We start from the raw sequence: 26,308 nt of genomic DNA, 5'->3' as shown, positions 1-26,308 counted from the left end.
ATCCGTCGGCACAGGACCGGCTCAGGCCGGCCAGTCCAGCCAGTCTCCGGGTGCCAACGCATTGACGTGGATTGATCGCTTGCCCGCCGCGCGGTGCAGTTCGCCGATCGGGTCGGGAATCTCCACGTACTCTTTCATGCCGGTCACCCCATAGTGGATCGGCACAAGAACCTTGGCCCCGAGGATGTCCGCGGCCGCGACGGCCTGTTCGGGGGTCAGTACACCTGGCTGGTCGCTCGCGGGCTTGCGCCATCCGAAACGCGCTCCATTGACAGGCAGAAACGCCGCGTCGAAGGGCCCGAACTGGCGACCGATGCGCCACCAGTGCCCATGCCAGAGCGTGTCGCCACCATGGAAGATGCGCCGTCCCCCAGCCGCGACGATCCACGAGACCTGGGCATCACCATAACCGTCCGCTGCCGGAACGGGGGTTGCGGTGAAGTCGCCCAGAAGCTGGGGCTCCCAGAGGGGGCTGGGACGCGCGCGTGAGCCCTGTGGAAGCGACAGGGGTGGAATACCGATCGGATGCGCCAACACGCCCCCTCGACGTAGTGCGGATGCCGCCGCGCCGATATCGTAGTGATCGGAGTGGGAGTGGGTGATCAGGACGCTCGTGTCGCCTACTGCGTCGTCCACGGATACCAGCTTGTCGGGGAGTGCGGCGCCCCAGGCGTCCGGGTTCGTCAGCGGATCGACGAAAAGGGTCGCATCCGGGAGTTGCACACGTATGCCTGCCCACGCCAGGCGTTGGACGCGTAATGTCGCTTGAGGAGAGGCCAGGAGCGAGGCAGGAAGCAGCACGGCAGCCGATGCGCTTGCCAAGCCAAGCAGAAAAGCCCTGCGACCTTCATCGCTCGGCGACACGGTATCGAACCCGCTCATGCGGCAACCCTCGTGGAAGCGAGCGATGCGTCCAATGCGAAGATGGATTGCGAAACAATGGCGTCCAGGTTGTTCCCGTGCCATTCCCGCTCGAAAGCCGTGGGTTCCACCTGCAGTTCCACGCAGTCCTCGATCCTGATCGAGGCGATCCGCTGGGACACTTCTGCCACGGGCGATGCCGCGCGAATGCCGACCACGTGTTCCCGGATCCTTTCCAGATAGTGCAATGCATTGTCGAGCACGGACGCATCGAAAACACCAATGTGCCCCCCCACAACCCTGCTTCTTCCAAACTGGCGGATGCGACCGATGGCCGAAGCCTGAAGGATCGGATCGGCTTTCGACAGATACACCGTGTTCCCAACAATATTGTCTCCTGCAAAAGCGAGATCCGCCGTCGGCACATCAATGCTGAAGTGGTCCATCGTCTTGCCGGGGTTGAACAGGAACCGAAGCTGGTGCCGCCCCCAGTGGATGGCCATGTTGTCGAAGACAATGTCCGGCGTTCGGTAGAACGCAGCAACCGGTCTGTTCTGCGAGAGGAATGTATGGCGGTGATGTCGGTGCGCCATGACCAATGCCTCCGGAAACTGCGTAAGCCCCGCCATGTGGTCACTCATGTAATGGGTGGTGGCGGCCAGGCGTACGGTCAGCCCCATCTGATCGCAGAGCACGCTGCGCATCCAATGCGCATCTTCTTCGCTGCCAAGCGCATCGATGAGAAGTACTTGATCGCCATCAATGAAAGCGGTACACACCGATTCGTAGGCATCGCCAACGAACATCAATACGTCAGCACACAGTTCTTCGATTCGCACGACGGAGACCCTTCTTGGGAGATCCGCATCGTGAGCAATCGTGGATGCTGGGACAAACGAGTTGTTCTTGACTTCTCATTACAAAATCTAATGCGATACGATCACTGGACCCACAGTCCCGGGATGCTCGTGAAACGACGCCACGCCGCCCCTCTCAACGCCCTGCGAACCTTCGAGGCCGCCGCCCGGCACCTCAGTTTCAGCGCAGCGGCACAGGAACTGTTCGTGACGCCAGCGGCCGTCAGTCATCAGGTCAAGCACCTTGAGGCCTATCTGGGCACAGCGCTCTTCCAGAGGAACCACCGCAAGGTGGTGCTCACGCAGGAGGGGCAGGCGTTGGCCGACACCGTGGGCGACCTGCTCGGGCAACTGAATGTCGCCCTTGATCGCGCGATGCCAGGCATATCAGCAGATCTGCGGGTTACAACGATGGAATCCCTGGCCGCGAAGTGGCTCGCACCGCGGTTGCATCGGTTCCATCGCGTCCGGCCCGATGTTCGGGTGCACGTCATCACCAGCGACGAGCACGTTGACTTCGCGAAAGAGGGTTTCGACGTTGGAATTCGTTACGGAGCCGGTGGCTACAAGGCCGTCAGCTGCGAGGCCTTGATGGATGCGCAGGCCTTCCCTGTATGTGCACCTTCCCTGCTTTCAAACGATTCACCTCCGCTTGCCCGCCCTGAAGATCTTCGGCATTACACACTGCTCCACGACGAAAGTGCACGGGGCCGACCGGGCGTTCCCTCTTGGGCCCACTGGTTGAAGATCGCCGGTGCCCACGGCGTCGATGCCCTTCGCGGCCCCGTGTTCGCCAGCATCTATCTTGCCCAGGAGGCGGCCATTGCCGGACACGGCGTCGCAATGGGCATTGCACCCCTGGTCGAAGAGGATCTCCGCCAGGGGCGGCTCGTCCGGCCGCTTGAGCCGATAGCGGAGAATGCTTATCGGTTCTGGCTTGTTCGGCAGGCCGGGCGAAAGGGTGACGCCACCGTAGATGCATTCTGCGCGTGGCTTCATGAGGAAGCCGGGGCATCGAGGCGTTGAGCAAGCGGCATGGTTACACGCCGGCAGGGTGGGCTCTCAGTCTCAGCTCCGCCTGCTTTATGTCGGCGATCGGACCAAGAATGGTGCTGTCGAACTCCCGCAGCGGTATGCCTCGCTGAAGCAATCGGGGCATGTCCGGGTTGGCCAGCGCGCCACGCCCCATGGCGATGAGGTCTGCCCCCGTATCAAGCATAGCGTTTGCTCGGTCGAGGTCATGGAGGCCGCCGTTGACAATCAACGGCACCGCTGGTGCGTAGCGCTTGGCGAGTTCGGCGAGTGTGGTGCTGCCGTACTCGAACGCGGGTTGCCATGCTTGGAACTCGGTGATGTGCAGGTAGTCCACGCCTGCATCGGCGAGGGCTGCGAACACGACTTCAGCGTCGCGCTCGCCACCGCTCCACTTCGCATGGAAGTCGTTGACCTTGCCCTGTGAGATTCGAATGCCCACCGGTACTTGACCGGCCACCGCTTGCTTGACGCGCCGTACTACCGCCACCAGCAATCTCATGCGCTCGCCCATACCACCCCCCCACCTGTCGGAACGCTGGTTGGTGCCAGCGGTCAGGAACTGATCGAGCAGGTAGCCATTGGCGCCGTGGATCTCGACGGCATCGAATCCGGCGATCGCCACCGCGCGTCGCGCGCTGGCTGCGAAACCCGCGATGGCATCCTCGATTTGCTCTTCAGTCATCTGCCGTGGCAGTTCATAGGTGCCTTGGCCGTAGTAGAACGCCATCTGTCGACCCTTTGGCTGTATGGCCGAGGGTGCAACGGCGTATGCACGGAAGCGATTGCCCTGGCGCAGCGCGCCGGCATGCATCAGCTGGGCGACGATGCGGGCGCCGTTTGCCTGCACGGCAGCCGTGATCGGCGCCCATGCTCTTGCCTGATTGTCCTCCGCCAGGCCAGGCTGGTTGAGATAGCCCTGCGCGAAAGCGTTGTCGGTGTAGAGACCCTCACTGATGAGAAGGCCGAATCCACCTCTGGCAAAACCATCGTAGTAGCTCGCCATCCTCCCGGTCGGCAAGCCATCCGGGGTAGCGGTTACCCGAGTCATCGGCGCCACGGCCAAGCGATTGCGCAGCGAGAGCGGACCAAAAGCGTGGGTGGCTAGCAACGCTTGTGCGGCAGGCGCATAGGGCGAAACACGGTCGACGGTGCTCATGGCGCGGCTTTTCCCTTCGTGACCGCGGCAATCGCCTCGATCTCGATCATCGCATTGGGGTCATACAGGGCCTTGATCTCAGCAATGGTGTCTGCCGGATACGGTGCCTTGAAGAATTCCCGCCGCAGTTGCACTACGTGCTGGAAGTGCCCCATATCAGTGACGAAAATGGTGACCTTGATGACGTCATGCAGGCTTGAGCCTCCGGCCTCCAGTGCACGGGACAGGTTGGCGAAGGCTTGGCGGCCTTGGGTGAGAAAGTCGCCCGGGATGATCTTCCCATCCTGTCCTCCGGCAGCCTGGCCAGAGATGAAGAGCAGCTCGCCGAAGCGGATGCCCTGGGAAAGCAGATAGGGAGCGTAATGGTCCGGCTCGGTGGTGATGTGTTCGCGCATGGTCAGTTCCTCGGTGGTGGCAGTTAATGATGATGTGGATTCATCAATGTCCTGGTGCCACTCATGCTGATCCGCCTGTATCCGTACCACAAACGATCATTCCTCATTCAACAGGTGATAGATTTTCATCCATGACATCTCCTCCCCGTCGCCTCCCCCCCATGTCCACCCTGCGTGCCTTCGAGGCAGCGGCGCGCCATTCGAGTTTCAAGCAGGCAGCGGCTGAGCTTTCGGTCACGCCTACTGCCGTAAGCCACCGGATCCGGGTACTCGAAGATCATCTCGGCGTGCGACTGTTTGATCGTCAGGTGAGACAGGTGTCGCTCACTCCGGCCGGTCTGCAGTTGTATCCGGTGCTCCAACAGGGCTTCGACATGTTCGACGTCGCCATCCGGCGGCTGATGTCGCCCAACGATCGCGAAAGAGTCACCATTTCAGCCACCAATGCGTTTGTAGCGAAGTGGCTGGTGCCCCGCGTAGCGAGCTTCCGCGCCGATCATCCGGACATAGATCTGCAGCTGCATGCGTCGGATGCGGTGGTGGATCTGGCCAGCCATGCATTCGACATTGCCATCCGCTACGGGAGGGGACCATATCCGGGGTACCGGAGCGATGTGCTTTTCGCAGACGTGTATGTCCCGGCGATCAATCCGATACTCCAGCTGCGCGCGAGCAAGGACATGTCCGCGTATCCGCTGATTCACTTCGACTGGCAGAAAGCCTCCCCGGATAACCCTACCTGGACGAAGTGGCATGCAGAAGCCGGTATCGCGCAGCCCCCCATGCAGGCGGGGCTGCGCTATTCCGATGAGAGCCATGCGATCCAGGCGGCGGTGGCCGGACAGGGCGTCGCGCTGCTGAGCCAGGCACTGGTAGCCGATGAACTGACCGCCGGACGACTAATACAGCCATTCGGGCCTACGATTCCCGGTTACACCTACCACCTGGTAACGCGAGAGCAGGATAGCCCTGGCGCCGCAGTAGCGGCGGTGATGGATTGGCTTCGCCGGCACGCCGACAAGGCGATTCATCCAGGCGCGTAGTGCTGCTTTTTCCAGACCTGCGGCAGGAGCCAACGTAGCCGCATCGGGCGATGTACTGGCGGCCGGCGCTTGTCGGTTCTCAACTCAGGCCAGTTGATGAAGCTGCTTCCTGTGCCACGCGCCACCGTGCCCGTCATGTACCTCCATAAGACTGACACCTGTCACTGGTTCGGGAAGGCTCCGGCGCGAATAGTACGTGTCACCGCCCGGCGCCACTTCGCCGGTACTCACAAGGGGACGTGTCATGAACCTGTTCCAGCAACTCCTTTCGCATACTCCGATCTGGGTCTGGGTGCTGATGGTGTTTCTCATCAGCCGGGGCATCGCCGCCATGAAGCCCGGCGAAACCTCGTTGCCCGCGCTGGCGATCGTGCCGGCGGTGTTCACGGCATGGGGGGTGTGGTCCATCAGCCACCGCTACGGCGCATCGTGGTCGTCCTGGGGCGAGTGGCTGGTCGGCATCGGCGCAGGAACGGGCCTGGGTTGGCTGTTGCTGCGCCGGGCGCGTGTGGCCACGAACAGTGCGACGGGACGGCTGCGGCGCAGCGCGGACTACAGCCTGCTGCCGCTGCTGCTGATCACGTTCCTGGTGAAGTATGGCTTCGAAACCGCGCTCGCAGTGTCGCCCGCGCTGAGCGCGAACGCAGGTTTCAGCGCTGCCTACCTGCTGCTGTCCGGTGGATTCACCGGCATCTTCATCGGCCGCTACTGCCGGTATCTGTCGGCAGCACGCCTTGAGGAGCACAGCCGGATGGGGGCTGCAAGCTGAGGCTGGTGCACCCGGGAGGCGTCGCGCAGCGCCGTCACCCGGTGCCGGCTGCGGTCGTCGCCCCTGCGGCCTGCGCCAGCACTGCCGCTGCAGCATCGCTCTTGCGTTCGCTGTAGCGATCCACCAGGTAGTCCGCCCGGCCCCGCGTCAGCAGGGTGAACTTCACCAGTTCCTCCATGAAATCCACCACCCCGTCGTAGTATCCGAGTGACCTCCCGGCCTTCGCAGCTATACAGGATCACTGAGGCGGACTGCGTCCGCGCCCAGCGTAGCTGGGCTGAATCTCGGCGAGGCCGGGGCCGAGGAACTGGCGCGAATCAAGGCAGCGCTGTAGCCACGCAGAACTTCGGCCGAGACCAAGCTGGAGGCCGAAGCACATGCAAGTTGAATCAGCGCGTGGCACATCCCGGCAAAGGGTGTGACCTTCGCGAGAACCAAGAACTGGGATTACTGTGAGCGGACACCACATTGGGTGACGGCCTCGATGTATCGAGCCTGTCGGCGCTTCAGGAATTTGCTGTAGAACTTGATATCGCTTCCCCCTCCAGTTCGAGGGGCGACCTCAACAAACTCCGCCGGGACGCCGCCATTGGAGTTCGACACGCAGTAGCCATCGGAACGGGGCTCAAGCACATACTGCCATCGTGATCCTCCAATGCTCACCTCTCCCCATGCGTCACGGACACAAGTGGCAGCGGCTAAGGGATCCTGATTGGACGAAAAAGTGGCTACAGGTCCGGTACTGCGCATGTCGCCAACAGAGGTGCAGGCTGCCAGCAGCATAAGGGTGATTCCGGCTGCTGCGATCCTGAGGTGTTGAGTCGTTCCGTGCATGCGGCAGCTCCATAGGAAGTGACGAACTGTGACGCAATAGCGAGAGGGCTTCAACAGTGTAGTAGTCAGTTCAGCCAGTTGCCGGCCGTGGCCTGGATCAACGTGAAGGACCCGGTGAGAGCGCAGGGCAGCAACCGCCCCCGCCCCTGGAGCGGCCAGGAAACCTATCTCCCGGCCGGCTCGAACCTGAGGTCCTGGTAGTCGTAACTGAAGTCCGCAAGCGGTGACGCCGCTTTCATCGTGATGTTCGCCACGTGTCCTTCCGCGTTCAACGCAAAGGTCACGAACGCGGGTTCGAGCGCCGTGTCATCCCAGTCGACGCGGAACGTGTCGTACTGCCAATGCCGCAGCGTACCCACCATGTTGGGGGTGCGGGTGAAATCCATGCGGAGCGTTCCCCCCTGTTCGGCGACGGTCGCTTCGCCATACCACGCATCCGCGTAGCGACCCACGTAGCCGCGTGCCGGCAGCGATGGACGCGAAGCGGTGCGTGCGATCGGCGCCATGTCTTTGAGTGCCTTCAATCCGCCGGTCAGGCGATCCTGGTACCAGCTCGAAAAAGCGCCCACCCAATCGCGCCGCTCAAAGCCCAGATAATGATCCATCAGCTCGTAACCGAGGCCACGGAGCACGTCCACGTCCTCGGCGTTCATCTGCAGGGCGATACCGAGTTTCCGGTCGGGTACCAGCACGACGAACGTGATCACACCGAACACCGCGCCGCCGTGCTGTATCACCTTCACACCGCGATAGTCCTGCACGTACCACCCGTAGCTGTAGCCGGAAAACTGCGGGGTGATGTCGCTGATCGGAGCCGGATAGGGGCTGATGGGGGTCGGCACCTGCGGTGTCCACATCGCGCGTGCGGAGGCCTCGCTGTACAGGCGCGTGCCACCATCGGGCAGCGCGCCCTGACCCAACTGCACCTGCATCCAGCGGGCAAAATCCTTTGCGCTCCACGACAGGCCGCCGGCGGGAGCGCCCACCTGGCCCAGACCTTCCCACTCAGGCAGCATCTGCTGTTTTCCCAGGCCGCGCAGCCGCGCGTCCAGGCGTGCATGCGGTTGTACCCGATTGGCAGTGGCGAACCGGTTGGCCTCGTCGCTGACGGCGGTTGTCATGCCCAACGGCTTGAAGATCCGGTTGGCCACGAAGGTTTCCCAGGACTGCCCGCTGACCTGGCTTATCAGTTCACCGGCCACGATGTACAGGATGTTGTCGTACGCATACCCACTGCGGAAACTGGTGGCGGGCTTGAGATGGCGCAGTGCTCTCACGATCTCCATGCGCGTGCGGGACGTGCGCGGAATGAACAGGAGGTCGCCTGCGCCCAGTCCCAGGCCACTGCGGTGCAGCAGCAGGTCCGCCACGGTCATTTCGCGGGTGACCCACGGGTCGTACATGCGGAAGTCCGGCAGGTGGTCGATCACCTTGTCGTCCCATCCCAGCTTGCCCTCATCCACCAGAATCGCCAGCGCGGCGGCGGTAACGGCCTTGCCGGTCGAGCCGGTGGGAAAGATCGTATCGCCATCGACCGGCTCGCTGCCTCCCAGGCGGCGTACGCCATATCCCCGGGCCTGCACGATCTGCCCGTCCTTGACGATGGAGATCGCCATGCCCGGTACCTCGCGGGATTTCATCGCCTGCAGAACACGGGCATCAAAGTCCGCCGGCAGCGAGGACTGTGCGTTGGCCAGTGCCGCCACGCAGAAAAGCGCGCAGGAGATCATTGTCTTCCATGTTCTGGACGTGCGGGTCATGCGCGATCTCCGATCAGGAATGGGCGGTAGGCGCCGTGCGGCGTGCAGCACGTTGCAACAGGCGCCAGCTGCCAACGGTCAGCAGCGGCAGGATGTAGAGGCACAGGAACATATAGGCCAGTCCCCGGTAGCCCTGCGCGATCAGCGCTACGAGGCCCACGCGATCAGCGATGAAAATGGAGCCGACCAGCAGCACGCCGGCGATCATCGACCGTGCGGGCTTGCCCAGTCCCGCGCCATCACCTCCTGCGAACGTACGGGCGATGCGTTCGTTGCAGGCATGCACGACGGCCGTTCCGCTTTCCAGCAGAGCGCTGAAGATCATCAGCTGGAACAGCACATGGAATACCGGCAGGTTCAACTGGCGCAGGATGAAGTCCGAAGGCAGCGCGACGGTTCCGATCCGGGGATACCACGCCAGCATGCACAGAAAGAAGAACAGCCCCGGGAGCATCGCCAGCGGGCCGGACAGCACGCCGGCCACCACGGCATCACGACGGCTGAGGAAGTGCCTGGCCAGCGGCAGTATGATCACCGCGCCGACGATGTTGTAACCCGCGTAGGTCAAGCCGCCCTGGAGCCAGCCGGTGGTCGGTTGCGGCACCGACAGCGTGGTGAACGCCGCATCGCCGAAGCGGGCCAGCACCAGCACCAGGAAGGCGGCATAGGTGCCATACAGCAGTACGGAGACCCATTTGAACAGGGCCTCCACGGTATCGTTGCCGAAGGTGACGAAGAATCCGATGGTCACCATCAGCAGCAGCGTGCCGGCCAGTGTCGGCCAACCCAGCAACGCCGAAAAGATTTCCCCTGCCGCTGCTCCGAACACCGCCAGGATGAGCACCATGAAGATGCCGTACGCCAGCTCGAACAGGAAAGCGAACGGCCCCAGCAGCATTTCAAAGAAGCTGCGGTAGTCGAAACTGCGGGTGGCGTGCGCCAGCGCGAAGGTCAGTGCGCAGACGAGGCTCCAGCAGGCCATCGCTACCAGGATCGCCAGCATGCCGCCCTGGGGGCCGCTGGGAATGAAGTATTCCGCCAACTCGCGGCCCGTCGCGTATCCGCCGCCGATCACCGCGGCCTTGAAGGCAAGACCGGGAAGTATCCAACGTTGGAATCGCGTCGCGGCGTTGGTCATCGGCTCATTCTGCCTGCTTGGCCAGGCAGGCGCTTACCAGGGCATCGAATGATTCCCCACCCCGCACGGGATCGGCCACGGGCATGCCGAGGCGGTCGGAAAGCGCATTGATGGCGCGGTACGCGGCGTCCGCCTCCAGTTTCGCGGTATTGAGGCTGATGCCGGCGCAACGGATGTCCGGGTTGGTGCGCGATCCCAGGGTCAGGGCCAGCTCGACCGTGTCTTCCAGCGAGGGGAGCGCATAGTGGGGATAGCCCAGCACATGGTCGCGTCCATGCTCGTGGCAGACCACCACCACGTCCGGCTGGCTGCCATGCAGCAGGGCCAGTGATACGCCGGCGTAGGCGGGATGTGAGAGCGATCCCTGGCCTTCGATCACGTCCCAATGGCAGGGGTCCGCATCGGGAGACAGCATTTCAGCTGCGCCGGCGGCGAAATCCGCGATGACCGCGTCCATCGGAATGCCGGCGCCGGCGATCAGGATGCCCGTCTGACCACTGGCGCGGAAATCCGCATCAACCCCGCGGGCCTGGAACGCGCGGGCCAGCGTGAGCGCCGTGTATTTCTTGCCGAGCGCGCAATCGGTGCCGACAGTGAGCAGGCGTTTGCCCGTGCGACGGATGCCGCTGGCGATGGGCAGGTTGCGTGGTGGCTCACGGATGTCGATCAGCCGACGGCCGAGCGCGCGTGCCGCGTTGCGAAGGGTATCGATGTCCGACAGCCGCATGTGCATGCCGCCGATCAAGTCCAGGCCGGCTTCCAGTGCCTGCAACAGCAACGGAATCCACGCGTTGGGGATATGTCCGCCGGGGTTGGCGACGCCGATCACCATCGCCCGGGCGCCCGCCATGCGGGCATGCTCGGGGGTGAGGAAGGGCAGGCCGGCGCTGACGCCGACATCCTCGCACGCGAACTCACCCACGCAGCGCTCGCGTGCCCAGTCGCGAAGGCCGTAGGCGGTCTTCGCATAGTTCGGCTCCCGGGTGTCGCCGAGGAACAACAGGTAGGGCTGCGGAAGCGCTGCGGCTTCGTGCAAGCTCGAAACGGCGGTCTGCATGCGCGGGTCCCGAAGGGGGGGGAGGATGAACGGCGACAGTGAAGCGATGCAGGCCAGGCTCAGAACCGGAAGTCCAGCTCCATGCCGTACGTCCGCGGTTGTACGGGGACTGCGGCGACGTGCGAGTTGACCCGCGACAGCGCACCGGCGACGCGTGCCAGCGTCAGCCAGCCGTCCTCCCCGGTCACGTTGTTGACGTAAGCACGCAGTTCCCAGCTGCCACGGCCGATGCCGGCATACAGGTCGAGGGAATGGTTACTGCCGAGCTTCAGCGGCGAGGTGATGACGTCCGGCATCACTTGGGTATCTGGATCACCGGGGGCAGTGAAGCGCTGCCGTTCGGTGGTGCCATTGAAGCGTTCACCGGTCCAGCGGAACGCGCCGCCGATCTGGCCGTTGTAGCCGTTGGCGGTGGAAAACGCGTATTCGGCGGTCGCCGTCCAGGACAGTCGCGGGGAATACGGCATGCGATCGTCGGCAAGGCCGGTCCACTGGATGAAATCAAACCCATCCTGCGGAATCACGGTAGGGTCAAAATCGTTCTTCAGCCGTGAGTTGGTGTAGGCACCGTTGAGCCCGAGCGTCAATGCATCGGTGACACTGAACTGCGAAGAAAGCTCAACGCCTTCGCTGGTGGCCTGGCCACCATTGACCAGGCCGCTGATGCCGTTGAACGAAGAGGAAACCTGGATGTCGTCCCAGTCGATGCGGAAGACGGAAAGATCGAACGTGACGCGGCGATCGGCGAACTGCGATTTGATGCCGACCTCATAGCTGTCGAGCATCGACGAATCCACCTGCGGCGGAATGCCGACCATCGCCACGTTGGGGCCACCGGGCTGGTACCCGGTGGCGACGCGGGCATACAGCATGATGTCGTCGGAGAGCTTGAACTGCGGGCTCACGCTCCAGGTGAACACATTCTCGCTGGAGGTTCCGGTGGTTACACCGATCGGTGCGAGGATGCCTTCCGATACCCGCTGGCTGTACCACTGGTCATTGCGCGCCTGGCGGACGCCGAGGTCCAGCTTGAAGCGATCGCTGATGCGCCAGGAGCCATTGGCGAACACCGCGTATTCCTTGTAGGTGCTGGGCAGGCCAATGACCGCCAAGGTGCCGAACTGCGCATCGTAGGGCGGTGGCAGCGGCGTGCCATCCCGCTCGGCGAGACTGGCCACCTGATCCTGCCTGCTGTCTTCCTTGGTGTAGAAGCCACCGACCATCCATTCGAATGTTCCACCATCCTTGGACAGCAGGCGGAACTCCTGGGTGATCTTGTCCATGTCGTAACCGTAGCGCAGGCTGGAACTTCCCGGCGCGGGCAGGCCCAGCAACAGGTCGGCCACTTCACCGAACTGTGTCGTCGCGTCGATCTGGTCCAGGGTCTTGGTCTGCGACCAGCCGGTTGCGGATACGAGATTGCCCCAGCCCAGGTCCCAGTCCATGCTCAGCGACACCAGCGTCAGGTCCTTGGAGAAGGGACGCGGTTGCCAGACAGTGTCCTTCTGTTCGCCGAACAGCGGCGTCAGTGTTTCCGGATCGAGAGCCACACCGGCGCGATCATCACTGCGGATACGCTGGTGCAGCACCGACAGTCCGAGATCGAATGCATCACCATCCCAGGCCAGCGCAGTACGGGCACCGATCTGGTCGCCGGTGTTGATGTCCTTACGGCCATCGACGACGTTGTCGGTGAAGCCGGCAAGACCGTTGCGGGCGAAGCTCATGCGCAGGCCGAGCCGCTCGTCCTTCAGCGGCAGGCTGGCACCCAGGCGCGCGTTCCAGGCTTGGCCGCCGCCCTGCACGGAGCGCAGGCCGAAACCCACACGGGTTTCTTCACCCACTACTTCCGGCGCGCGGGTCACGTACTTCAGCAGGCCACCAATGGCGCCTGCGCCGTACAGGGTGCCCTGCGGACCGCGCAGTACTTCGACGCGGCTGATGTCGTAGGGCATCAGGTCGAGCATCAGCGCACTGGCGCCCTGGTAGATCCCGCTGGAGCCGACGGGCACGTCGTCGATGTAGGTGGCCACCGTCGCGCCGGACGACAGCGCGGAGATGCCGCGCAGGGACACGCGGGTCAGGCCAGGGGTGCCGTCGTTCTGCACCTGCAGGCCGGGAATGTAGGCGGCATAGTCTGACAGCGAGACCGCGCCGGTGTTTTCCAACTGGCGTTCACCGATCACGCTGATCGAGGCGCCCACTTCACGCACATTCTCTTCGCGCTTGTTGGCAGTGACCACCACGGTATCGAGCTGCTGGGCATCGGTGCGCTGGGCACCTGCGTTCGCCGCGTTCGTGCCGTCCTGTGCGAGTGCCGAAGCACTGCAACAGGCCAGCGCGCCAGCGATCGAAAGGGAAAGGTGGGTGCGGTACCACGGCCGTGCGGACTGGAACTGGATCATGCCTGCTCTCCCGGGCAAGGTTGAATCAGTGATGGTCTGGCGTCGACGTGTCGCCCTTCGCACGCGATCTGTCCTGATCCGGGATAATGATCCTAATCAGAGAATTGTCAATACATTCGGAAAAATCACGTGTGAAGCGGTCAGCGCGTGGCTGGCGTCCAGCCCGGCCCTCGGACCACCTGGCCCGGCGTGGCGCCGGTATGCTCGCCTTCGCGCAGCACCTGTACGCCGTTGACGAAGACATCGCTGACGCCGGTCGCGTACTGCTGGGGTTTTTCGTAGGTCGCGTGATCGGTGATGGTGGCGGGATCGAAGATCACGATGTCGGCATGACAGCCCGCGCGCAGGCAACCCCGATCAGTCAGTTTCCAGTTGCTGGCCGGCAGGCCGGTAAGTCGGTGGATGCCCTCTTCCAGCGGCATCAGCTTGCGGTCGCGGACGTAGTGGCCGAGGAAACGCGCCACGTTGCCGTAGGCGCGCGGATGCGTGCTGGATTTCAGGAAAACACCTTCCGGCGCGGCGGATTCGGCATCCGAACCCAGGCTCACCCACGGCTGCTTCAACCCCAGCTCGATGTTGTCCTCGCTCATCAGGAAGTAGGCGGTGCCGATGCGGTGGTCGTCCTCGACGATCAGGTCCATCGCTGTTTCTTCAACGGATGTCCCGCGTTCACGCGCGATCGCTGCCAGTGACTTTCCGGCCAGGGGCTTCAGTGCTTCGCTCTTGAATTCGATCGGAACCAATCGTTCATCCGATGCGGCGAGCATGCGCAGGTTTTCCCAGGGCACGTTCGGATCGCGCATTTCGGCGATCAGCCGCGCGCGCGTGGCGGGATCCTTGAGCCGCCGGATCATCGCGTCGTGGCCACCGGCCTGCAGCCACGGTGGCATGCTCGCCGCAAGCCATGTCCCGCCTGCGGTGTAGACGTACATGTCCGCACTCAGCTTGAGTCCTTCCTTGCGCGCTGCTTCGATGCGATCGATCGCCTGCTGCATCTTCGGCCAGTTCTTCTCGCCGGCTGCCTTCAGGTGGTAGATCTCGGCATGCTGGCCGGTTGCACGTGCGATGGCCACGACCTCATCGATGCCTTCGAGCAGGCGATCGGCTTCGCTGCGCATATGGGAGATGTATCCGCCACCGGATTCGGCAGCGGCCTTGGCCAGCGCGATCAGTTCGTCGGTTTCGGCGAACCTGCCCGGCGGGTAGATCAACGAACTGCCTACGCCCAGCGCTCCTTCGCGCATCGCCTGGCGAACCACGTCCTGCATGCGGGAAAGCTGCTCGGGGGTTGGTTTGACGTCGTCCTCGCCGAGCTCATGGATGCGGACCGTCGCAGTGCCGATGAACGACGCGACATTGGGTGTGACGCCCCGCTGCTGCAGATGTTCCAGGTAGCCACCGAGGGTGGTCCAGGGGATGTCGTATCGGATATCGGCCTGCTGCTTGAGGGCATCGGCCTTCATGCGTTCGTTGACCGGTCCCATCGACCAGCCTTCGCCGAAGATCTCCAGCGTCACCCCCTGCTTGGTATCACTGACACCGCGTCCATCAACGATGAGCGACTCCGTCGCCCAGCTCAGCACGTTGATGAAACCCGGGGCGACTGCCTTGCCGCCGGCGTCGATCTCCTTCCCGGCGAGCGCCGCCTTGCCGGCGGGCAACAGCTCCACGATGCGACCATCCCGCACTGCCACGTCCACGCGCTGGGGCGAACTGCCGCTGCCGTCGTAGACCACGCCGTTGCGGATTACCAGGTCGTAGCGCGGGAGCGCATCGGCGCTGCGGGCCGTGGTACAGGCGGCGAGGGCGAGGGTGAAGGCGAGCAGGGTCGGCGTGAATCGCGGCATGGTGCTTTCTCCATCATGATGACAACGAACGTATCGGCCGATCCAGCCGCCACAGGATCAGCGCGGCAACCGCGGCCAGCCCGGCAAGCAGCAGGAAGAAGCCGGCGTGGCTGGTCCTCGACCACAGCGTGCCCACCAGTCCCGCCAGCAGGCTGCCGCTGAAGACGGCGAGGAACCAGGAGGCAACGGTGGTCGCGCCCAGGCGCGGTGGCGCGAGCCGGGCGAACAGCCCCAGCCCGGTCGGCAGGATGTACAGCTCACCCAGCGTCAGGATCATGAAGAAGGCCACCAGCCAGAGTCCGTTGACCAGCATCTGGCCGGCACCCGCAGCGAGCCCGGCAAGCAGCACGTAGGCGACGGCGACGATCAAGGCACCGATGGCCATGCGACGGGCCGGGGAGGATTCACGGCCCTGGTCTGCACGACGTCGCCACTGGGCCAGCAGTACGGGGGTGATCGCGATCACCAGCAGCGGATTGAGCGACTGGAACCACGTCATCGGTACCAGGAAGCCTCCGACCACACGGTCAACGCGGCTGTCGATCCACAACGGCAGCGTGTTGCCGATCTGCTCGTAGGCGCCACGGAAAATCGTCGCGGCCAGTCCAACGCCCAGCAGCAGCCACCAGATCCGCGGGTCGCTGCGGGTGGGCCCGGCATCGGTGATCACCCGCGTGCGGCGGGGCGGCTCCGGTGGCAGGTAACGGCGACCGGCCACGTAGATCAGCAGCCCGATGAACATGCCGATGCCGGCGGCGCCGAAGCCATAATGCCAACCGTACAGTTCGCCCAGGGTGCCGCACACCAGCGGGGCCAGCAGGCCACCGATGTTGAGGCCGACATAATAGACGTTGTAGGCCCGCCCACGGCGGGAATCGTCGCTGGCGTACAGGTCGTTGATCTGGCTGGGTAGACTGGGCAGGAACAGGCCATTACCCAGCGCGATCGTCGCCAGCGCGGGGTAGAACATTGAATCGAACGCCATCAGGAAATGGCCGAAGGCCATGATGCTGCCGCCCAGGATGACCGCGTTGCGCTTGCCGAGATGACGATCAGCGATGATTCCGCCGATGATCGGCGTGAAGTACGCCATCGCCGTGTACAGGCCGTAGACGAAAGATGCTTTTTCCTGTGCGAAGAGCAGCTGCTTGGTCATGTAATAGACCAGCATCGTGCGCATGCCATAGTAGGAGAACAGCTCCCACATGTTGGTCAGGAACAGGATCGTCAGTCCGCGCGGCTGGCCGAACCAGGTCTTGCCATGGAGATCGGCCGGCATGCTCATGGGTGGGTCCGCGGCCCCCATACCTCGTCACCGCAATCGATGAAACCATCCACGTAACGTACCGAAGGCGTGCGATCCTTCACCAGGAAGGTGGGGCCGTCCAGATCGACGATGTCGCAGAATTGCCCGAGCACGAAGGCCGGTGCCGCCGCGAGGCTGGTCCCGCACATGTTCCCGACCATCACCTGCTTGCCCAGCTCACGCGCGCGACGGGCCATCATCAGGCCTTCGGTCAGCCCGCCACATTTGTCGAGTTTGATGTTGATGACGTTGAAACGATGGTGCAACGCTTCCAGTTCGGCCAGGTCAAGGATGCTTTCATCGGCGGCGAAGGGCAGTGGGCGTTCGATGCCGTCCAGGTCGGATTCGTGCCCGCGCCGACAGGGCTGTTCCAGCAGCGAGATGTGCGCCTGGACCAGTGCCGGCAGCAGCAACGGCAGCGTGGCCGCGGTGTAGCCCTGATTGGCGTCCACACCGATCCACGGCGTCGGACAGCGTGCGCGTACGGCGCGCACGCGAGCTGCGTCCAGTTCGGGGTCGCCTGTCAGTTTGAGTTTCAGCGCACGTGCCTGCGCATAGGCGGCTGCGCGCTCGGCCATGACCTCCGGTGTATCAGCGCCCACCGTGAAGGTCGTCAACAGCGGGCGCACACCATCCAGGCCGGCCAGCTGCCATACCGGCAGCCCGCTGCGCTGTGCCTCCAGTTCCCACAGCGCGGCATCCAATGCATTGCGCGCGCCACCTGCGGGCAGCAGCTGGCGCAGCGCATCGCGGTCGATGCCGGCTTCGATGCGTGGACGCAGTGCTTCCAGCGTGGCCTTCATCGTGTCCGGCTGGTCGTCGTTGTAGTAGACGCCGGCAGCCTCGCCGCGGCCGATGAAGTCCGCGTCGTACAGGGTCGCCACGGTGGCCGGCATTGCATCGAAGACATGTCCGGCGATGCGGAACGGTGCCGACATCGGCAACGGTTCGTTGTGCAGCTCAAGTCGAAGGGCCACCACTGCCTCGTGCAGAAGGAAGGAGGGGGGCGGCCGGCGGAGGCCCCGCCGGCCGGTGGCATCAGTAGTTCGCGCCGAATCCGATGACGTGCTGCGCGAAGCCGAGCCACAGCAGGAACAGGCAGGCCAGTGCCAGCAGCACGGCCCACAGCTTGGCCAACCATCTGCGCTGACTGCGCAGGACATGCCAGGCATTCCAGACCGCGAACGCTGCGCCGACGGGCAGGGCAACGGTGGCGAACAGGCGCATCACATTGATCATGACGTCGCTTCTTGGCGAGGTCATTTCCAGGGCGCTCAGCATGCTCGCCACGAGCGCCAGCGCGGCGCCGGTGGCCAGCAGCGAGAGCAGCGCACCGATCCGCACCAGGCGATGGGCGCGTGCGTCCACGCCGCTCAGCCGGTAGGGCACGCCATAGTAGCGACGGACCAGTGCCGACACCGGCCAGGCGACCACGGTCAGCAGCACCACGATCAGGCTGGCGATCAGCAGCGGCAGGTAGGCGGCGTGCCAGCTCGACAGGCGCTGGAAAACCATGATCGGTGCGTACGGTTCCAGGGTGAAGCGCGTGACCTTTCCTTCCACCACGTCCGCCGCCAGGCGATCGGTGCTGGTGGTGTCCTGCCAGACGTATGGTGCGATCTCGCGCCACTTCTTCGGCGCGCCACCGTAGCCGATCGCCGCGCTCACGGTAAGGGAGCCATCGTCGTTGGCGATGACCTTGACTGGTCCCAGAAGATTGGAAAGCGACACGAAGCTGCTGTCCGCACGGCGGCTGCTTATGTACGTGCCTGCCATCTGTGAAGCGTGCAGGAGGGCCTCCTCCTTCGACACGCCCTGTGGTGCGGCTGGCTTGCCGGGCAGGTAACGGTCGGCGAAACCGCGCGACAGCGCAGTGCGGATGTGCCCGGTTGCCCCGTCGCGCCCGGCGCTGTTCATCGACACGAACAGGCCGATGCCATCGTCCAGGAACAGCTGCAGGTCACTATGGAACCACTGGGTATCGCCACCATGCGAAACGGCACGGTGGCCATTGACCGAGGTCTCGTAGAAACCCAGCATCATCCGGTTCAGCGGTCCGATCGACGCCTGACCGGTGGAGTGCATCTGCTGTGCAGTGGCGGCATCGAGGATGCGCGCATCACCAAAGGCACCGTCCTGCAGGTGGGCGATCATGAAACGGCCCATGTCCGATCCGGTGGCGGCCAGGCTGCCGGCGGGCGCCAGGCTGATGAATTCATACTCCTTGGCCTCGCCGGACGATGCGCGCTCATATCCCTTGGACATGCCGGACAGCAGCGTTGCCGGCAATGGCTGGCGGAAACTGGAGTGTTTCATGCCCAGCGGTTTGAAGATCTGCGCGTCGATGTAGTCGTAGAACGGCTGGCCCGAGGCGCGCTCGACGATGTAGCCGGCCAGTGCCGTGGCGTAGTTCGAATAGGCCGGTGTGGTGCCCGGTGCGTAGATGCGCTCGGGTGTCCAGTTCTTGAGTGCATCACCGAGCGGTACCACCTCGTCCAGGCGGGAGGTGATCAGCCCGCGGATCTGCTCTTCCATTCCGGTGGTATGGGTCATCACATGCCGCAGCGTGATGGGCTTGCCGTCACGCTGCGGTATCTTGAAATCAAGATAGGTGTTGATGTCGGCGTCCAGGTCCAGCTTGCCCTGGCTGACCAGTTGCATCACCGCCGTCCAGGTGAACAGCTTGGAGACAGAGCCGGGGCGGAACAGCGTGTTTTCCGGATCAACTGGTGCGCGCCTCTCCAGGTCGGCGTATCCGTAGCCTTTCTGCACCAGGATCTGCCCATCCTTCACCACCACCACGACGGCGCCGGCGATGTCGCCGTTGGCCAGTGCATAGGGCATGATGCCGTCCAGCCAGGCCGCGGCGTCTTCGCGGGTCAGTACCGGCGCGCCTGCTGACGGCGCGGAAGGCGTGTTCTCTGCGGCCGGCAGCAAGGAGGGCGCGGTGGGTACGGGCGCCGTTGTCGGCGGCACCGATACGGGCGGAGCGATGGCCTGCTGGGCCTGCAGCGGCAGCGCAGCGACCAGGGTCAGCACCGCGCTGCACAGGAGGACAGGGATCTTACGCATCGAACGGTCTCCGAACTGAAGCGACTGGACGGCCTCCTGTGCGTCTGGCACGTCGCACGGTGGCGGATATATCCTGATTTGGCGATAATGATCCTAATCAGAGAATTGTCAACCCGTGCCGAAAGTCCCGGGCCAGGGTGCCTGGGCAGGGAACTGCTCTTTCCAAAGGACATCCCCGAGGGTGATCATGACCCGGGCTGGGAGGTTCCAGCAGAAGTACTGGTGTTCCAGGAGATACCGCAAGAATGACGTCACAACACCCCACCATTGGCGGACTGCTGCGGTCGCTGCGCGCTCGCAAGGGTTGGACGCTCAAGCAGATGAGCGAACACTCCGGCATTCCGCTGTCCACCTTGTCCAAGGTCGAGCACGATCGCCTGACCCTCAGCTATGACAAGCTCCTGCAGCTCGCGCAGCGGCTGCAATTGCGGATGTCCGAGCTGTTCGCCGAGGATGCCGATGCCGTAGAGCCCTCGGTGACCGCGCGCCGCAGCATCGGCCGCATTGAGGACGCGATCCGGGTCACCACGCCAAACTATGACTATTTCTATCTCTGCCCGGAGCTGCGCCGCAAGCGCATGATCCCGGTACTGACCCGTGTGCGGGCGAAAACCATCGAGGAATTCGGTGCCCTGGTACACCACTCCGGCGAGGAGTACATCCACGTACTCGAAGGCCGCATGGAAGTGCATACCGAATTCTACGATCCGGTCGTACTCGAGGCCGGGCAGTCGGTCTACATCGATTCCAACATGGGCCACGCCTACATCGCGGCCGAGGGCTGTGACGAGGTGGTGCTGCTTGGGGTCTGCTCCAGCAGCGACGAGCATCTCATGGAGTCGCTGCTGACGCTGCATGGCGACGAAAATGCGGTGCGCCCCGGCAAGGTGGAACGCCTCCCGCCACCGACGAAGATGGTGCCCAAGGCGCGTCGCCGGAAATCCCCGGCGTCATCGAAGGCCTGAAGCGAAGGCCGCCGGGCGTGCGTCATCGTGCGCGGCGGCCGGATCCCGTCATGGCCGATCCTGCAGCGCGAAGCGGACCGTCGCCTCGACGTGGATCGGATATCCAGAACTGTTTCAGTTCGTTTGCGGGTGGACCCACCCCATCCTCAGCGCAACCGCACCTCCGTCTGCTTCCCTTCTTCGAATGGCCCGTGATCCAGAAGACAGTCGATGAAGGCGCCCAGCAGGGCGGGTCGATGCTGCCGGCTAGGGTAGTAGAGGAACAGCCCGGGGCGCGAGATCGACCAGTCCGACAGGACCCGGACCAGCCGCCCCTGGGCCAGCAGTTCGCCTACGCCGTCCTGCTCGAAGTGATAGGCAATGCCGAGCCCACCCAGCGCAGCAGCAATGCCGACGTCAGCGTGATTGGTGATGACAGGGCCATCGACGGCTACATCGAGCCGATGCCCCTGCTTCTCGAACTCCCAGCGATAGTGCCTGCCATCCATCTCGAGTCGCCAGTTGATGCACGCGTGCTCGTGCAGCTCGGCCGGCGAGGTGGGGGTGCCTCGACGTGAGAGGTAGTCGGGCGATGCCACCGCCATCATCTTCATGTCGGGAGTGAGGCGGACGGCCACCATGTCCTTTTCCAGCTGGCCGCCGACGCGGATGCCTGCATCAAAGCGGCCCCGGACGATATCGGCCAGCGCATCGTCGACCACGATGTCGAGCACGACATCAGGATGCGCGCGATGGAAGCGCGCAAGCCGTGGGGCGATGACCGTCCTTGCCGCGATGCCCAGCGTGTTGATGCGAAGCGTGCCGCTCATCCGCCCCGTCGCCTCACCGGCATCCGCCACTGCAGCAGCCATCTCCCGGAACAGCGGGGCGATGCGCCTGTAGAGCAGTTCGCCCGTTGCCGAGGGTGCGACGCTGCGCGTGGTGCGATTCAGAAGGCGGGCGCCGATGCGACCTTCGAGCTGGCGGATCGTCTGGCTCAGCGCCGAAGGCGACAGGCCGAGATGCTCTGCGGCTCGCACAAAACTGTGACGCTCCACGACGGCAACAAAGGCCCTGAGTTCAGCAAAGTCGGATCCGCGCATTATGTACTCGTTTCTAAAGAGCCCATCCGGATTCTAGGATATTCAATAAATTAGCCTGGGTGCGCATCCTACGGGCCATCCACCCGAGGAGACAGAAACGTGAGCGCCTTGACCCTTCCCGAGCCCATTGCGGCGTACTTCGCGGCAGAGCAGAACCCGGACGCCTTGACGCAGTGCTTCACGGCACACGCGGTGATGAAGGACGACGGACATACCTACGTGGGCATCGATGCCATCAAGGCGTTCATGGCCGAGGCAACGGCCCGGTACCACGCGACGAGTGTGCCGTTTGCCATCGAGCGGCAGGACGACATCCACAGGGTGCAGGCCGACGTCACCGGTGACTTTCCCGGCAGCCCGACGGTTCTGACGTACCGCTTTCGACTGGAGCGCGGCCGGATCGCATCGCTGGAGATCACGGCATGAACTTCGACCTACAACTGAAGGGCTTGAGGGCAGTGGTCACAGGAGGAACGCTGGGACTGGGGGCTGCCGTTGTGAAAACCCTGACGGAGGCTGGAGCGCGCGTGACGACGTCCGCGCGTACCGTTCCCACCCAGACGCGCGAGGGCGTCACCTACGTCGCTGCCGACCTGTCGACCGCGGAAGGCACGGATCACCTTGCGCAGGCCGTCCTCCGGCAGTGGGGAGGTGTGGACATCGTGATCAATGTGCTCGGAGGCTCGAACACGCCCGGTGGTGGCTTCGCTGCCATTAGCGATGCGCACTGGTTCGCCGAGCTGAACCTGAATCTCATGTCGGCGGTGCGCCTGGACCGTGCACTGCTGCCCACGATGCTGCACCAGGGTGCGGGTGTGGTGATCCATGTCAGCTCCATCCAGCGCGTGCTGCCGCTGCCGGAGTCCACCACTGCGTACGCTGCGGCAAAGGGCGCTCTCACCACGTACAGCAAGTCGCTTGCCAGAGAGGTGACACCCAAGGGAGTCCGCGTACTGAGCGTTGCGCCGGGCTGGATCGAGACCGAGGCGTCCGTGGCGTTCGCGACGAGGATGGCCGCAGAGGCCGGAACGGATTACGAAGGTGGCAGGAAGATCGTGATGGATTGGCTGGGCGGGATTCCGGTGGGTCGACCTGCCAGGCCACAGGAGGTGGCCGACCTGATCGCTTTCCTGGCCTCCCCGCGCTCCGCTTCGATCGCCGGGACGGAGTATCGGATCGATGGGGGTACGGTCCCCACCGTGTGATCAACGGGCTTGGCGTCGGCCTCCCTCATCGGATCGCTGATGCGCTCCGGCTGACCGGCCCGGGCGCTGTCGGCAGCCGCTCGAAGGCAACGACCCGGCGCGAGAGCCATGGCCAGAAGATCCGCCTGCGCAGCAGCAGGCCGCGCACCTCATCCAGGCTTGCATGGAGCAGGCCGATGCGGTGCGCCAGCTCCTCCAGCGTACTGTCGGGCAGGCGCGCGAAGCCCTCCTGCTCGATATGCCAGTTGTCGGCGTACTCGATCAGCTGCACGCAGCGCATCTCCAGATGGATACGTGCGTGGATCACATCCCAGTCGATCAGCTCGTGCGTTGGAATCTGACGCAGCGAGTTGAGCATGTCCATGCCGCAGGTGCGGTGGTAGCGATACAGCTGCGTGTCGCCGGATCGATCCGTGGCCAGCTTCGCCGCCTGCAGGAACTGGAAGAGGGTGATGCCGCACAGTGTCAGCGAGGTGGTGATGCGGCGCTGGGTCTGCGCGCGGGACATCTGCCAGGGCACATAGATGGCAGCGAAGCCGATCACCACTGCCACCAGCACCTGTGACCAGTCCGCCCATTCGCCGACCGGCAGGCAGGGACGGCCGATGATCCAGGGGCAGAAGGTATCCACCGTGTCGCTCATGCAGGACCTTGCGCGTTGCCGATCTGGAGCACCACGTAATCACAGGCCCGCCGATGCAGGCAAGGCAGGGGCCCGCAACCGGCGCGGTGTCGCGCGCCGGCGTAGATCGCGAAGGCGGGGGCGGGGTGAAAAACGACACGCGGCCACATCCGTCACCCACGGATGGACGAGGGTGCCCTCATCCGCGACGCCGCCGACCATCGATGCTGTAGCGGCCGGCGCCGGTGCAGGCCAGCAGAATGAAGCCACCGGCGATGCCGATGTTCTTCAGGAACATGATCTGCTGGGTGGGATCGTTGAACTGGTGATGGAAGATGAAGGCGGTCACCAGGCTGAAACCGGCCAGGACCGCGGCGACCAGACGGGTCTGGAAGCCCAGCAGGATGCACAGGCCGGTAATGATCTCGAACGCGATGGTCGGCCACAGCAGGATACCGGGCACGCCCATCGTCTCCATGTAGCTCTGTGTGCCGGCCAGGTTGCCGAGTTTGCCAAGGCCGGAGACCAGGAACAGCAGCATCAGCAGTACGCGTGCAACGAGGATGGCAAGGGGAGGCGATGAGTGGTTCACGTCGATATCCTCAGGCGGAGATAGGCAGGGCAACCGTGCGCAAGGGCACAGGAGATGGGCCGATCGGACTCCAGAGCCGGTGAAGCCCGCGTTGAGGGCATTCCGCGCACAGGGCTGCGGGGTGGGGTCATACGGCGCGTTTCACGCTACCCTGCGCGGGTCCGGCGACGAAGGAGGCACAGGATGGCAGACGATGGCGGCATGACGATTCCAGCGAAGACCCTGTACATCGCAGGCGCCGTGGCTGTGCTGGTGAGCCTGCTGGCGTGGTCGGTGGAGTGGAGCGGGCTGGCCTACGTCTGTCCCTATTGCCGTGTGCAGCGCACGGTCATCGGCGTGCTGGGGGTGCTGACCCTGTTCGCGCGGCCCGGCGGCATCGTCGCGCCCTGGCTCTCCTTCTCCGCGGGAGGCTTCGCGTTCGTGGTGGCGGCGATGCAGCACTTCAACGGCTGGAAGCGCATTTCCTCAGGCAGCTTCAGCTTCAACGCGCAGTGGTACATCGACCCGTGGTTGCTGTCGGGATGCGCGATGCTGATCCTGGTCGCGCAGTTGATGCTGGTGCAGGCGGCCTGCCGGCGCAGCGCGCGCTGAAGCCACCGCCGGCGTCTGCCGGCGGCGGCCTCCATTGCATTCCGTGCCTGCGCTAGGCTGGATTCATCAGTGCGAAGAGCGTGTCGTAAGTGCCATCGCGTTCGGCCCAGCGTCGTGCCTGGTCCGGCTCCAGCAGCAGCTCACCCCGCGGGTGGTCCCCGCGCTCGAGCTTCAGCAGAACCTGCTGCACGTACTCCTGCACGGGCATCGCGCGCGGGTCGGTCGCCTGCGCCTCACCCGTCAGTCCGGTCTGCACATACGGGGGCGACAGTTCCAGCACCTCCACCGGCAGATGGCGAAGCTGATGACGCAGCGATACCAGCCACGAATGCAGGAACGCCTTGCTGGCGCAGTAGGCCGGGAAGCTGGCCAGTGGCAGGAAGGCGAGCGCAGAACCGGTGGCCATCAAGGTGGCGCTGCGTTGTTGTGTCAGCAACGGCAGGAACGTGGCCACGGTGCGGAGCACCCCCAGGATGTTGGTGTCGATGATGGCTTCGGCATCGAAGTCGTCCCAGTGGCCGCTGGCCAGGTTTTCCGGGCGGGAGATGCCCGCGTTGGCGATGAGCACGTTGAGGCCGGGGAAGCGGGCATGGACGATCTCGGCCAGGTCCGCCAGTGATGCAGGATCGCCCAGCTCCAGCGGCAGGGCGACGAGGCCCGGGCGCTGCTCGCCGATCGCCTGCAGCAGTGCCCGGTCGCGGCCGGTGATGATGACCTGGTTGCCGCGGTCGTGCAGCGCCTCGGCCAATGCACGGCCGATGCCGCGGCTGCCGCCGGTGATGAGGATGGTGTTGCCGGTGAGGTTCATGGGAATGCCTTTCCATAGGGTCTTGGGAAAGGCCACGGCGTGATGCATCCACTCCCGCAGGAGCGAAGGGCAGGGCAGTACCGTGGCGCCTGTCGCCCGGGTTTCCTCTGCTGAGGCCCTCCCGGCTGTGGGCGCGTTGGATGACGATAACGCCTGCGGCAGCGCCGTTGCGGGGCTGCGGCGCAGACTGTAGGCGCAGCCTGGTGAGGCGTCAACCGTGTCGGTGCATCGGGGTCCCCGCCCGAAGCAGGGCTACCGGCTCTGGAAGACCGCCCGCTGGGCGGCGAATGCGCGCTGGTAGGCAGGGCGTTCCGTGGCCCGCGCCAGGTAGGCGGCCAGCGTCGGATACCCGCCGATCATGCCGCTGCTTTGAAGACGCAGCAGCACCGCCACCATCATCAGGTCGCCAACACTGAATTCGTCCTCCAGCCAGGTCCTGTCGCCCAACCATGCCGACAGCTGGGACAGCCGTGCGTGCACGCGCTCGTCCAGCATCACCTGCCGCTGTGCATACCAGGGCTTCTCGCGTTCCAGCAGCCATGCCATGGATCGCTCGACGATGGGCGGCTCGACGGTGTTCAGCGCAGCGAACATCCACATGATCGCGCGCATGCGGGCGCTGTCCCCGGCCGGCAGCAGGCCGCGATGGCGCTCGGCCAGGTGCAGCAGGATCGCGCCGGATTCGAACAGCACCCGCTCGCCTTCCTGGTAGGTGGGGATCTGCCCGAAGGGGTGGCGCGCCAGATGGGCCGGCTGCTTCATCTCGGCAAAGGACAGCAGCTGGACGTCATAGGCGACGCCCAGTTCTTCCAGTGCCCAGCGCACGCGCATGTCGCGGGCCAGGCCCTTGCCGCGATCGGGCGAGGTGGCGAAGGCCGTGAGGATCGGGGTCATCGGAGGTGCTCCGG

Annotated in this window: 24 protein-coding genes and 1 pseudogene; 7 read left to right on the top strand and 18 right to left on the bottom strand. The window is 64.3% G+C overall.

Features of this window, described 5'->3' with window-relative positions; genetic code table 11:
• Positions 1-21: 21 nt before the first annotated feature.
• Together ACVOKU_RS09260 and ACVOKU_RS09255 are read right to left on the bottom strand one after the other, a co-directional pair.
• Positions 22-882, bottom strand: coding sequence for an MBL fold metallo-hydrolase (locus ACVOKU_RS09260; protein WP_065174150.1), 861 nt, complete (start codon positions 880-882; stop codon positions 22-24).
• Positions 879-1,667 (bottom strand): MBL fold metallo-hydrolase, encoded by a 789-nt coding sequence (locus ACVOKU_RS09255; RefSeq protein ID WP_481559727.1) that lies wholly within the window; start codon positions 1,665-1,667, stop codon positions 879-881. The genes ACVOKU_RS09260 and ACVOKU_RS09255 overlap by 4 nt, the downstream gene beginning before the upstream one ends.
• Between ACVOKU_RS09255 and gcvA the strand changes: the two genes are divergently transcribed.
• Positions 1,569-2,744, top strand: a complete 1,176-nt coding sequence (gene gcvA / locus ACVOKU_RS09250; RefSeq protein ID WP_481559726.1) for a transcriptional regulator GcvA — start codon at positions 1,569-1,571, stop codon at positions 2,742-2,744. The two genes, ACVOKU_RS09255 and gcvA, sit on opposite strands and share 99 nt — an antisense overlap.
• A gap of 13 nt (positions 2,745-2,757) precedes the next feature.
• On the opposite strand, the gene ACVOKU_RS09245 is transcribed toward gcvA, so the two are convergent.
• Complete coding sequence (locus ACVOKU_RS09245) at positions 2,758-3,909, bottom strand: NADH:flavin oxidoreductase (protein ID WP_285317590.1); 1,152 nt, start codon at positions 3,907-3,909, stop codon at positions 2,758-2,760.
• Complete coding sequence (locus tag ACVOKU_RS09240; protein WP_481559725.1) at positions 3,906-4,304, bottom strand: RidA family protein; 399 nt, start codon at positions 4,302-4,304, stop codon at positions 3,906-3,908. The genes ACVOKU_RS09245 and ACVOKU_RS09240 overlap by 4 nt, the downstream gene beginning before the upstream one ends.
• Before the next feature lie 161 nt (positions 4,305-4,465).
• Between ACVOKU_RS09240 and ACVOKU_RS09235 the strand changes: the two genes are divergently transcribed.
• Both ACVOKU_RS09235 and ACVOKU_RS09230 read left to right on the top strand, forming a co-directional pair.
• Positions 4,466-5,347, top strand: coding sequence for a LysR substrate-binding domain-containing protein (locus tag ACVOKU_RS09235; protein ID WP_231108643.1), 882 nt, complete (start codon positions 4,466-4,468; stop codon positions 5,345-5,347).
• Positions 5,348-5,591: 244 nt separating this feature from the next.
• Positions 5,592-6,116 carry a DUF6622 family protein gene (locus tag ACVOKU_RS09230; protein WP_481559724.1) on the top strand — a complete coding sequence of 175 codons (525 nt, stop codon included), beginning with the start codon at positions 5,592-5,594 and terminating at the stop codon, positions 6,114-6,116.
• 34 nt (positions 6,117-6,150) lie between these two features.
• On the opposite strand, the pseudogene ACVOKU_RS09225 reads toward ACVOKU_RS09230, so the two are convergent.
• From ACVOKU_RS09225 to ACVOKU_RS09185, 9 genes and pseudogenes are all read right to left on the bottom strand, one after another.
• Positions 6,151-6,318: pseudogene (locus ACVOKU_RS09225) on the bottom strand (arsenical resistance protein ArsH); the annotation flags it as partial.
• A gap of 796 nt (positions 6,319-7,114) precedes the next feature.
• Positions 7,115-8,710, bottom strand: coding sequence for a serine hydrolase (locus ACVOKU_RS09220; protein ID WP_481559723.1), 1,596 nt, complete (start codon positions 8,708-8,710; stop codon positions 7,115-7,117).
• Between the two features lie 13 nt (positions 8,711-8,723).
• Positions 8,724-9,848, bottom strand: coding sequence for a YkvI family membrane protein (locus ACVOKU_RS09215; protein ID WP_164151299.1), 1,125 nt, complete (start codon positions 9,846-9,848; stop codon positions 8,724-8,726).
• Positions 9,849-9,852: 4 nt separating this feature from the next.
• On the bottom strand, positions 9,853-10,905 hold the full coding sequence (locus tag ACVOKU_RS09210; protein ID WP_481559722.1) for an N-acetyltransferase DgcN family protein: 1,053 nt from the start codon (positions 10,903-10,905) through the stop codon (positions 9,853-9,855).
• Between the two features lie 59 nt (positions 10,906-10,964).
• Positions 10,965-13,310 carry a TonB-dependent receptor gene (locus tag ACVOKU_RS09205; RefSeq protein WP_481559721.1) on the bottom strand — a complete coding sequence of 782 codons (2,346 nt, stop codon included), beginning with the start codon at positions 13,308-13,310 and terminating at the stop codon, positions 10,965-10,967.
• A gap of 140 nt (positions 13,311-13,450) precedes the next feature.
• Positions 13,451-15,157, bottom strand: a complete 1,707-nt coding sequence (locus ACVOKU_RS09200; RefSeq protein ID WP_481559720.1) for an N-acyl-D-amino-acid deacylase family protein — start codon at positions 15,155-15,157, stop codon at positions 13,451-13,453.
• Between the two features lie 13 nt (positions 15,158-15,170).
• Positions 15,171-16,442, bottom strand: coding sequence for a peptide MFS transporter (locus tag ACVOKU_RS09195; RefSeq protein ID WP_481559719.1), 1,272 nt, complete (start codon positions 16,440-16,442; stop codon positions 15,171-15,173).
• Positions 16,439-17,440, bottom strand: a complete 1,002-nt coding sequence (locus tag ACVOKU_RS09190) for a dipeptide epimerase (protein ID WP_481559718.1) — start codon at positions 17,438-17,440, stop codon at positions 16,439-16,441. Before ACVOKU_RS09190 ends, ACVOKU_RS09195 begins: the two co-directional genes overlap by 4 nt.
• Positions 17,441-17,501: 61 nt before the next feature.
• Positions 17,502-19,535: a serine hydrolase domain-containing protein gene (locus ACVOKU_RS09185; RefSeq protein WP_481559717.1), complete on the bottom strand. Its 2,034-nt coding sequence runs from the start codon at positions 19,533-19,535 to the stop codon at positions 17,502-17,504.
• 245 nt (positions 19,536-19,780) lie between these two features.
• Here ACVOKU_RS09185 and ACVOKU_RS09180 point away from each other — a divergent pair, with 245 nt between their 5' ends.
• Positions 19,781-20,500, top strand: a complete 720-nt coding sequence (locus ACVOKU_RS09180) for a helix-turn-helix domain-containing protein (RefSeq protein WP_164151289.1) — start codon at positions 19,781-19,783, stop codon at positions 20,498-20,500.
• A 146-nt stretch (positions 20,501-20,646) separates the two neighbouring features.
• Here the strand turns inward: ACVOKU_RS09180 and ACVOKU_RS09175 are convergent, their stop codons facing one another.
• The gene (locus ACVOKU_RS09175; protein WP_481559716.1) at positions 20,647-21,582 is read right to left on the bottom strand and encodes a LysR family transcriptional regulator; all 936 of its coding nucleotides are present in this window, start codon (positions 21,580-21,582) and stop codon (positions 20,647-20,649) included.
• Positions 21,583-21,681: 99 nt separating this feature from the next.
• Here ACVOKU_RS09175 and ACVOKU_RS09170 point away from each other — a divergent pair, with 99 nt between their 5' ends.
• Together ACVOKU_RS09170 and ACVOKU_RS09165 are read left to right on the top strand one after the other, a co-directional pair.
• Complete coding sequence (locus ACVOKU_RS09170; protein ID WP_065174462.1) at positions 21,682-22,008, top strand: nuclear transport factor 2 family protein; 327 nt, start codon at positions 21,682-21,684, stop codon at positions 22,006-22,008.
• Positions 22,005-22,787, top strand: coding sequence for an SDR family oxidoreductase (locus ACVOKU_RS09165; protein ID WP_481559715.1), 783 nt, complete (start codon positions 22,005-22,007; stop codon positions 22,785-22,787). Before ACVOKU_RS09170 ends, ACVOKU_RS09165 begins: the two co-directional genes overlap by 4 nt.
• Positions 22,788-22,812: 25 nt before the next feature.
• Here the strand turns inward: ACVOKU_RS09165 and ACVOKU_RS09160 are convergent, their stop codons facing one another.
• Positions 22,813-23,430, bottom strand: a complete 618-nt coding sequence (locus tag ACVOKU_RS09160; RefSeq protein ID WP_481559714.1) for a hypothetical protein — start codon at positions 23,428-23,430, stop codon at positions 22,813-22,815.
• 178 nt (positions 23,431-23,608) lie between these two features.
• A complete protein-coding gene (locus tag ACVOKU_RS09155) occupies positions 23,609-24,001 on the bottom strand; it encodes a DoxX family protein (RefSeq protein ID WP_481559713.1) in 393 nt (130 codons plus the stop codon).
• Positions 24,002-24,184: 183 nt separating this feature from the next.
• On the opposite strand from ACVOKU_RS09155, the gene ACVOKU_RS09150 reads away from it, so the two are divergent.
• Positions 24,185-24,592 carry a hypothetical protein gene (locus ACVOKU_RS09150; protein WP_481559712.1) on the top strand — a complete coding sequence of 136 codons (408 nt, stop codon included), beginning with the start codon at positions 24,185-24,187 and terminating at the stop codon, positions 24,590-24,592.
• A gap of 52 nt (positions 24,593-24,644) precedes the next feature.
• Here ACVOKU_RS09150 and ACVOKU_RS09145 read toward each other — a convergent pair whose 3' ends face one another.
• Positions 24,645-25,400: an SDR family oxidoreductase gene (locus ACVOKU_RS09145; protein ID WP_481559711.1), complete on the bottom strand. Its 756-nt coding sequence runs from the start codon at positions 25,398-25,400 to the stop codon at positions 24,645-24,647.
• A gap of 252 nt (positions 25,401-25,652) precedes the next feature.
• Positions 25,653-26,294, bottom strand: a complete 642-nt coding sequence (locus ACVOKU_RS09140; protein WP_481559710.1) for a glutathione S-transferase family protein — start codon at positions 26,292-26,294, stop codon at positions 25,653-25,655.
• Between the last annotated feature and the right edge of the window lie 14 nt (positions 26,295-26,308).

It is taken from the genome of Stenotrophomonas sp. STEN147 (genome assembly GCF_056757995.1).
Note: the sequence above shows the minus strand (reverse complement) of the source record. Positions and strands in the feature narration are given on the sequence as shown.

Excerpts from the sequence above, each read along its gene's own strand:
- ACVOKU_RS09260 (WP_065174150.1), bottom strand. The coding sequence starts at position 882 with ATGAGCGGGTTCGATACCGTGTCGCCGAGCGATGAAGGTCGCAGGGCT.
- gcvA (WP_481559726.1), top strand. The coding sequence starts at position 1,569 with ATGCGCATCTTCTTCGCTGCCAAGCGCATCGATGAGAAGTACTTGATC.
- ACVOKU_RS09255 (WP_481559727.1), bottom strand. The coding sequence starts at position 1,667 with ATGTTCGTTGGCGATGCCTACGAATCGGTGTGTACCGCTTTCATTGAT.
- ACVOKU_RS09245 (WP_285317590.1), bottom strand. The coding sequence starts at position 3,909 with ATGAGCACCGTCGACCGTGTTTCGCCCTATGCGCCTGCCGCACAAGCG.
- ACVOKU_RS09240 (WP_481559725.1), bottom strand. The coding sequence starts at position 4,304 with ATGCGCGAACACATCACCACCGAGCCGGACCATTACGCTCCCTATCTG.
- ACVOKU_RS09235 (WP_231108643.1), top strand. The coding sequence starts at position 4,466 with ATGTCCACCCTGCGTGCCTTCGAGGCAGCGGCGCGCCATTCGAGTTTC.
- ACVOKU_RS09230 (WP_481559724.1), top strand. The coding sequence starts at position 5,592 with ATGAACCTGTTCCAGCAACTCCTTTCGCATACTCCGATCTGGGTCTGG.
- ACVOKU_RS09220 (WP_481559723.1), bottom strand. The coding sequence starts at position 8,710 with ATGACCCGCACGTCCAGAACATGGAAGACAATGATCTCCTGCGCGCTT.
- ACVOKU_RS09215 (WP_164151299.1), bottom strand. The coding sequence starts at position 9,848 with ATGACCAACGCCGCGACGCGATTCCAACGTTGGATACTTCCCGGTCTT.
- ACVOKU_RS09210 (WP_481559722.1), bottom strand. The coding sequence starts at position 10,905 with ATGCAGACCGCCGTTTCGAGCTTGCACGAAGCCGCAGCGCTTCCGCAG.
- ACVOKU_RS09205 (WP_481559721.1), bottom strand. The coding sequence starts at position 13,310 with ATGATCCAGTTCCAGTCCGCACGGCCGTGGTACCGCACCCACCTTTCC.
- ACVOKU_RS09200 (WP_481559720.1), bottom strand. The coding sequence starts at position 15,157 with ATGCCGCGATTCACGCCGACCCTGCTCGCCTTCACCCTCGCCCTCGCC.
- ACVOKU_RS09195 (WP_481559719.1), bottom strand. The coding sequence starts at position 16,442 with ATGAGCATGCCGGCCGATCTCCATGGCAAGACCTGGTTCGGCCAGCCG.
- ACVOKU_RS09185 (WP_481559717.1), bottom strand. The coding sequence starts at position 19,535 with ATGCGTAAGATCCCTGTCCTCCTGTGCAGCGCGGTGCTGACCCTGGTC.
- ACVOKU_RS09180 (WP_164151289.1), top strand. The coding sequence starts at position 19,781 with ATGACGTCACAACACCCCACCATTGGCGGACTGCTGCGGTCGCTGCGC.
- ACVOKU_RS09175 (WP_481559716.1), bottom strand. The coding sequence starts at position 21,582 with ATGCGCGGATCCGACTTTGCTGAACTCAGGGCCTTTGTTGCCGTCGTG.
- ACVOKU_RS09165 (WP_481559715.1), top strand. The coding sequence starts at position 22,005 with ATGAACTTCGACCTACAACTGAAGGGCTTGAGGGCAGTGGTCACAGGA.
- ACVOKU_RS09160 (WP_481559714.1), bottom strand. The coding sequence starts at position 23,430 with ATGAGCGACACGGTGGATACCTTCTGCCCCTGGATCATCGGCCGTCCC.
- ACVOKU_RS09150 (WP_481559712.1), top strand. The coding sequence starts at position 24,185 with ATGGCAGACGATGGCGGCATGACGATTCCAGCGAAGACCCTGTACATC.
- ACVOKU_RS09145 (WP_481559711.1), bottom strand. The coding sequence starts at position 25,400 with ATGAACCTCACCGGCAACACCATCCTCATCACCGGCGGCAGCCGCGGC.
- ACVOKU_RS09140 (WP_481559710.1), bottom strand. The coding sequence starts at position 26,294 with ATGACCCCGATCCTCACGGCCTTCGCCACCTCGCCCGATCGCGGCAAG.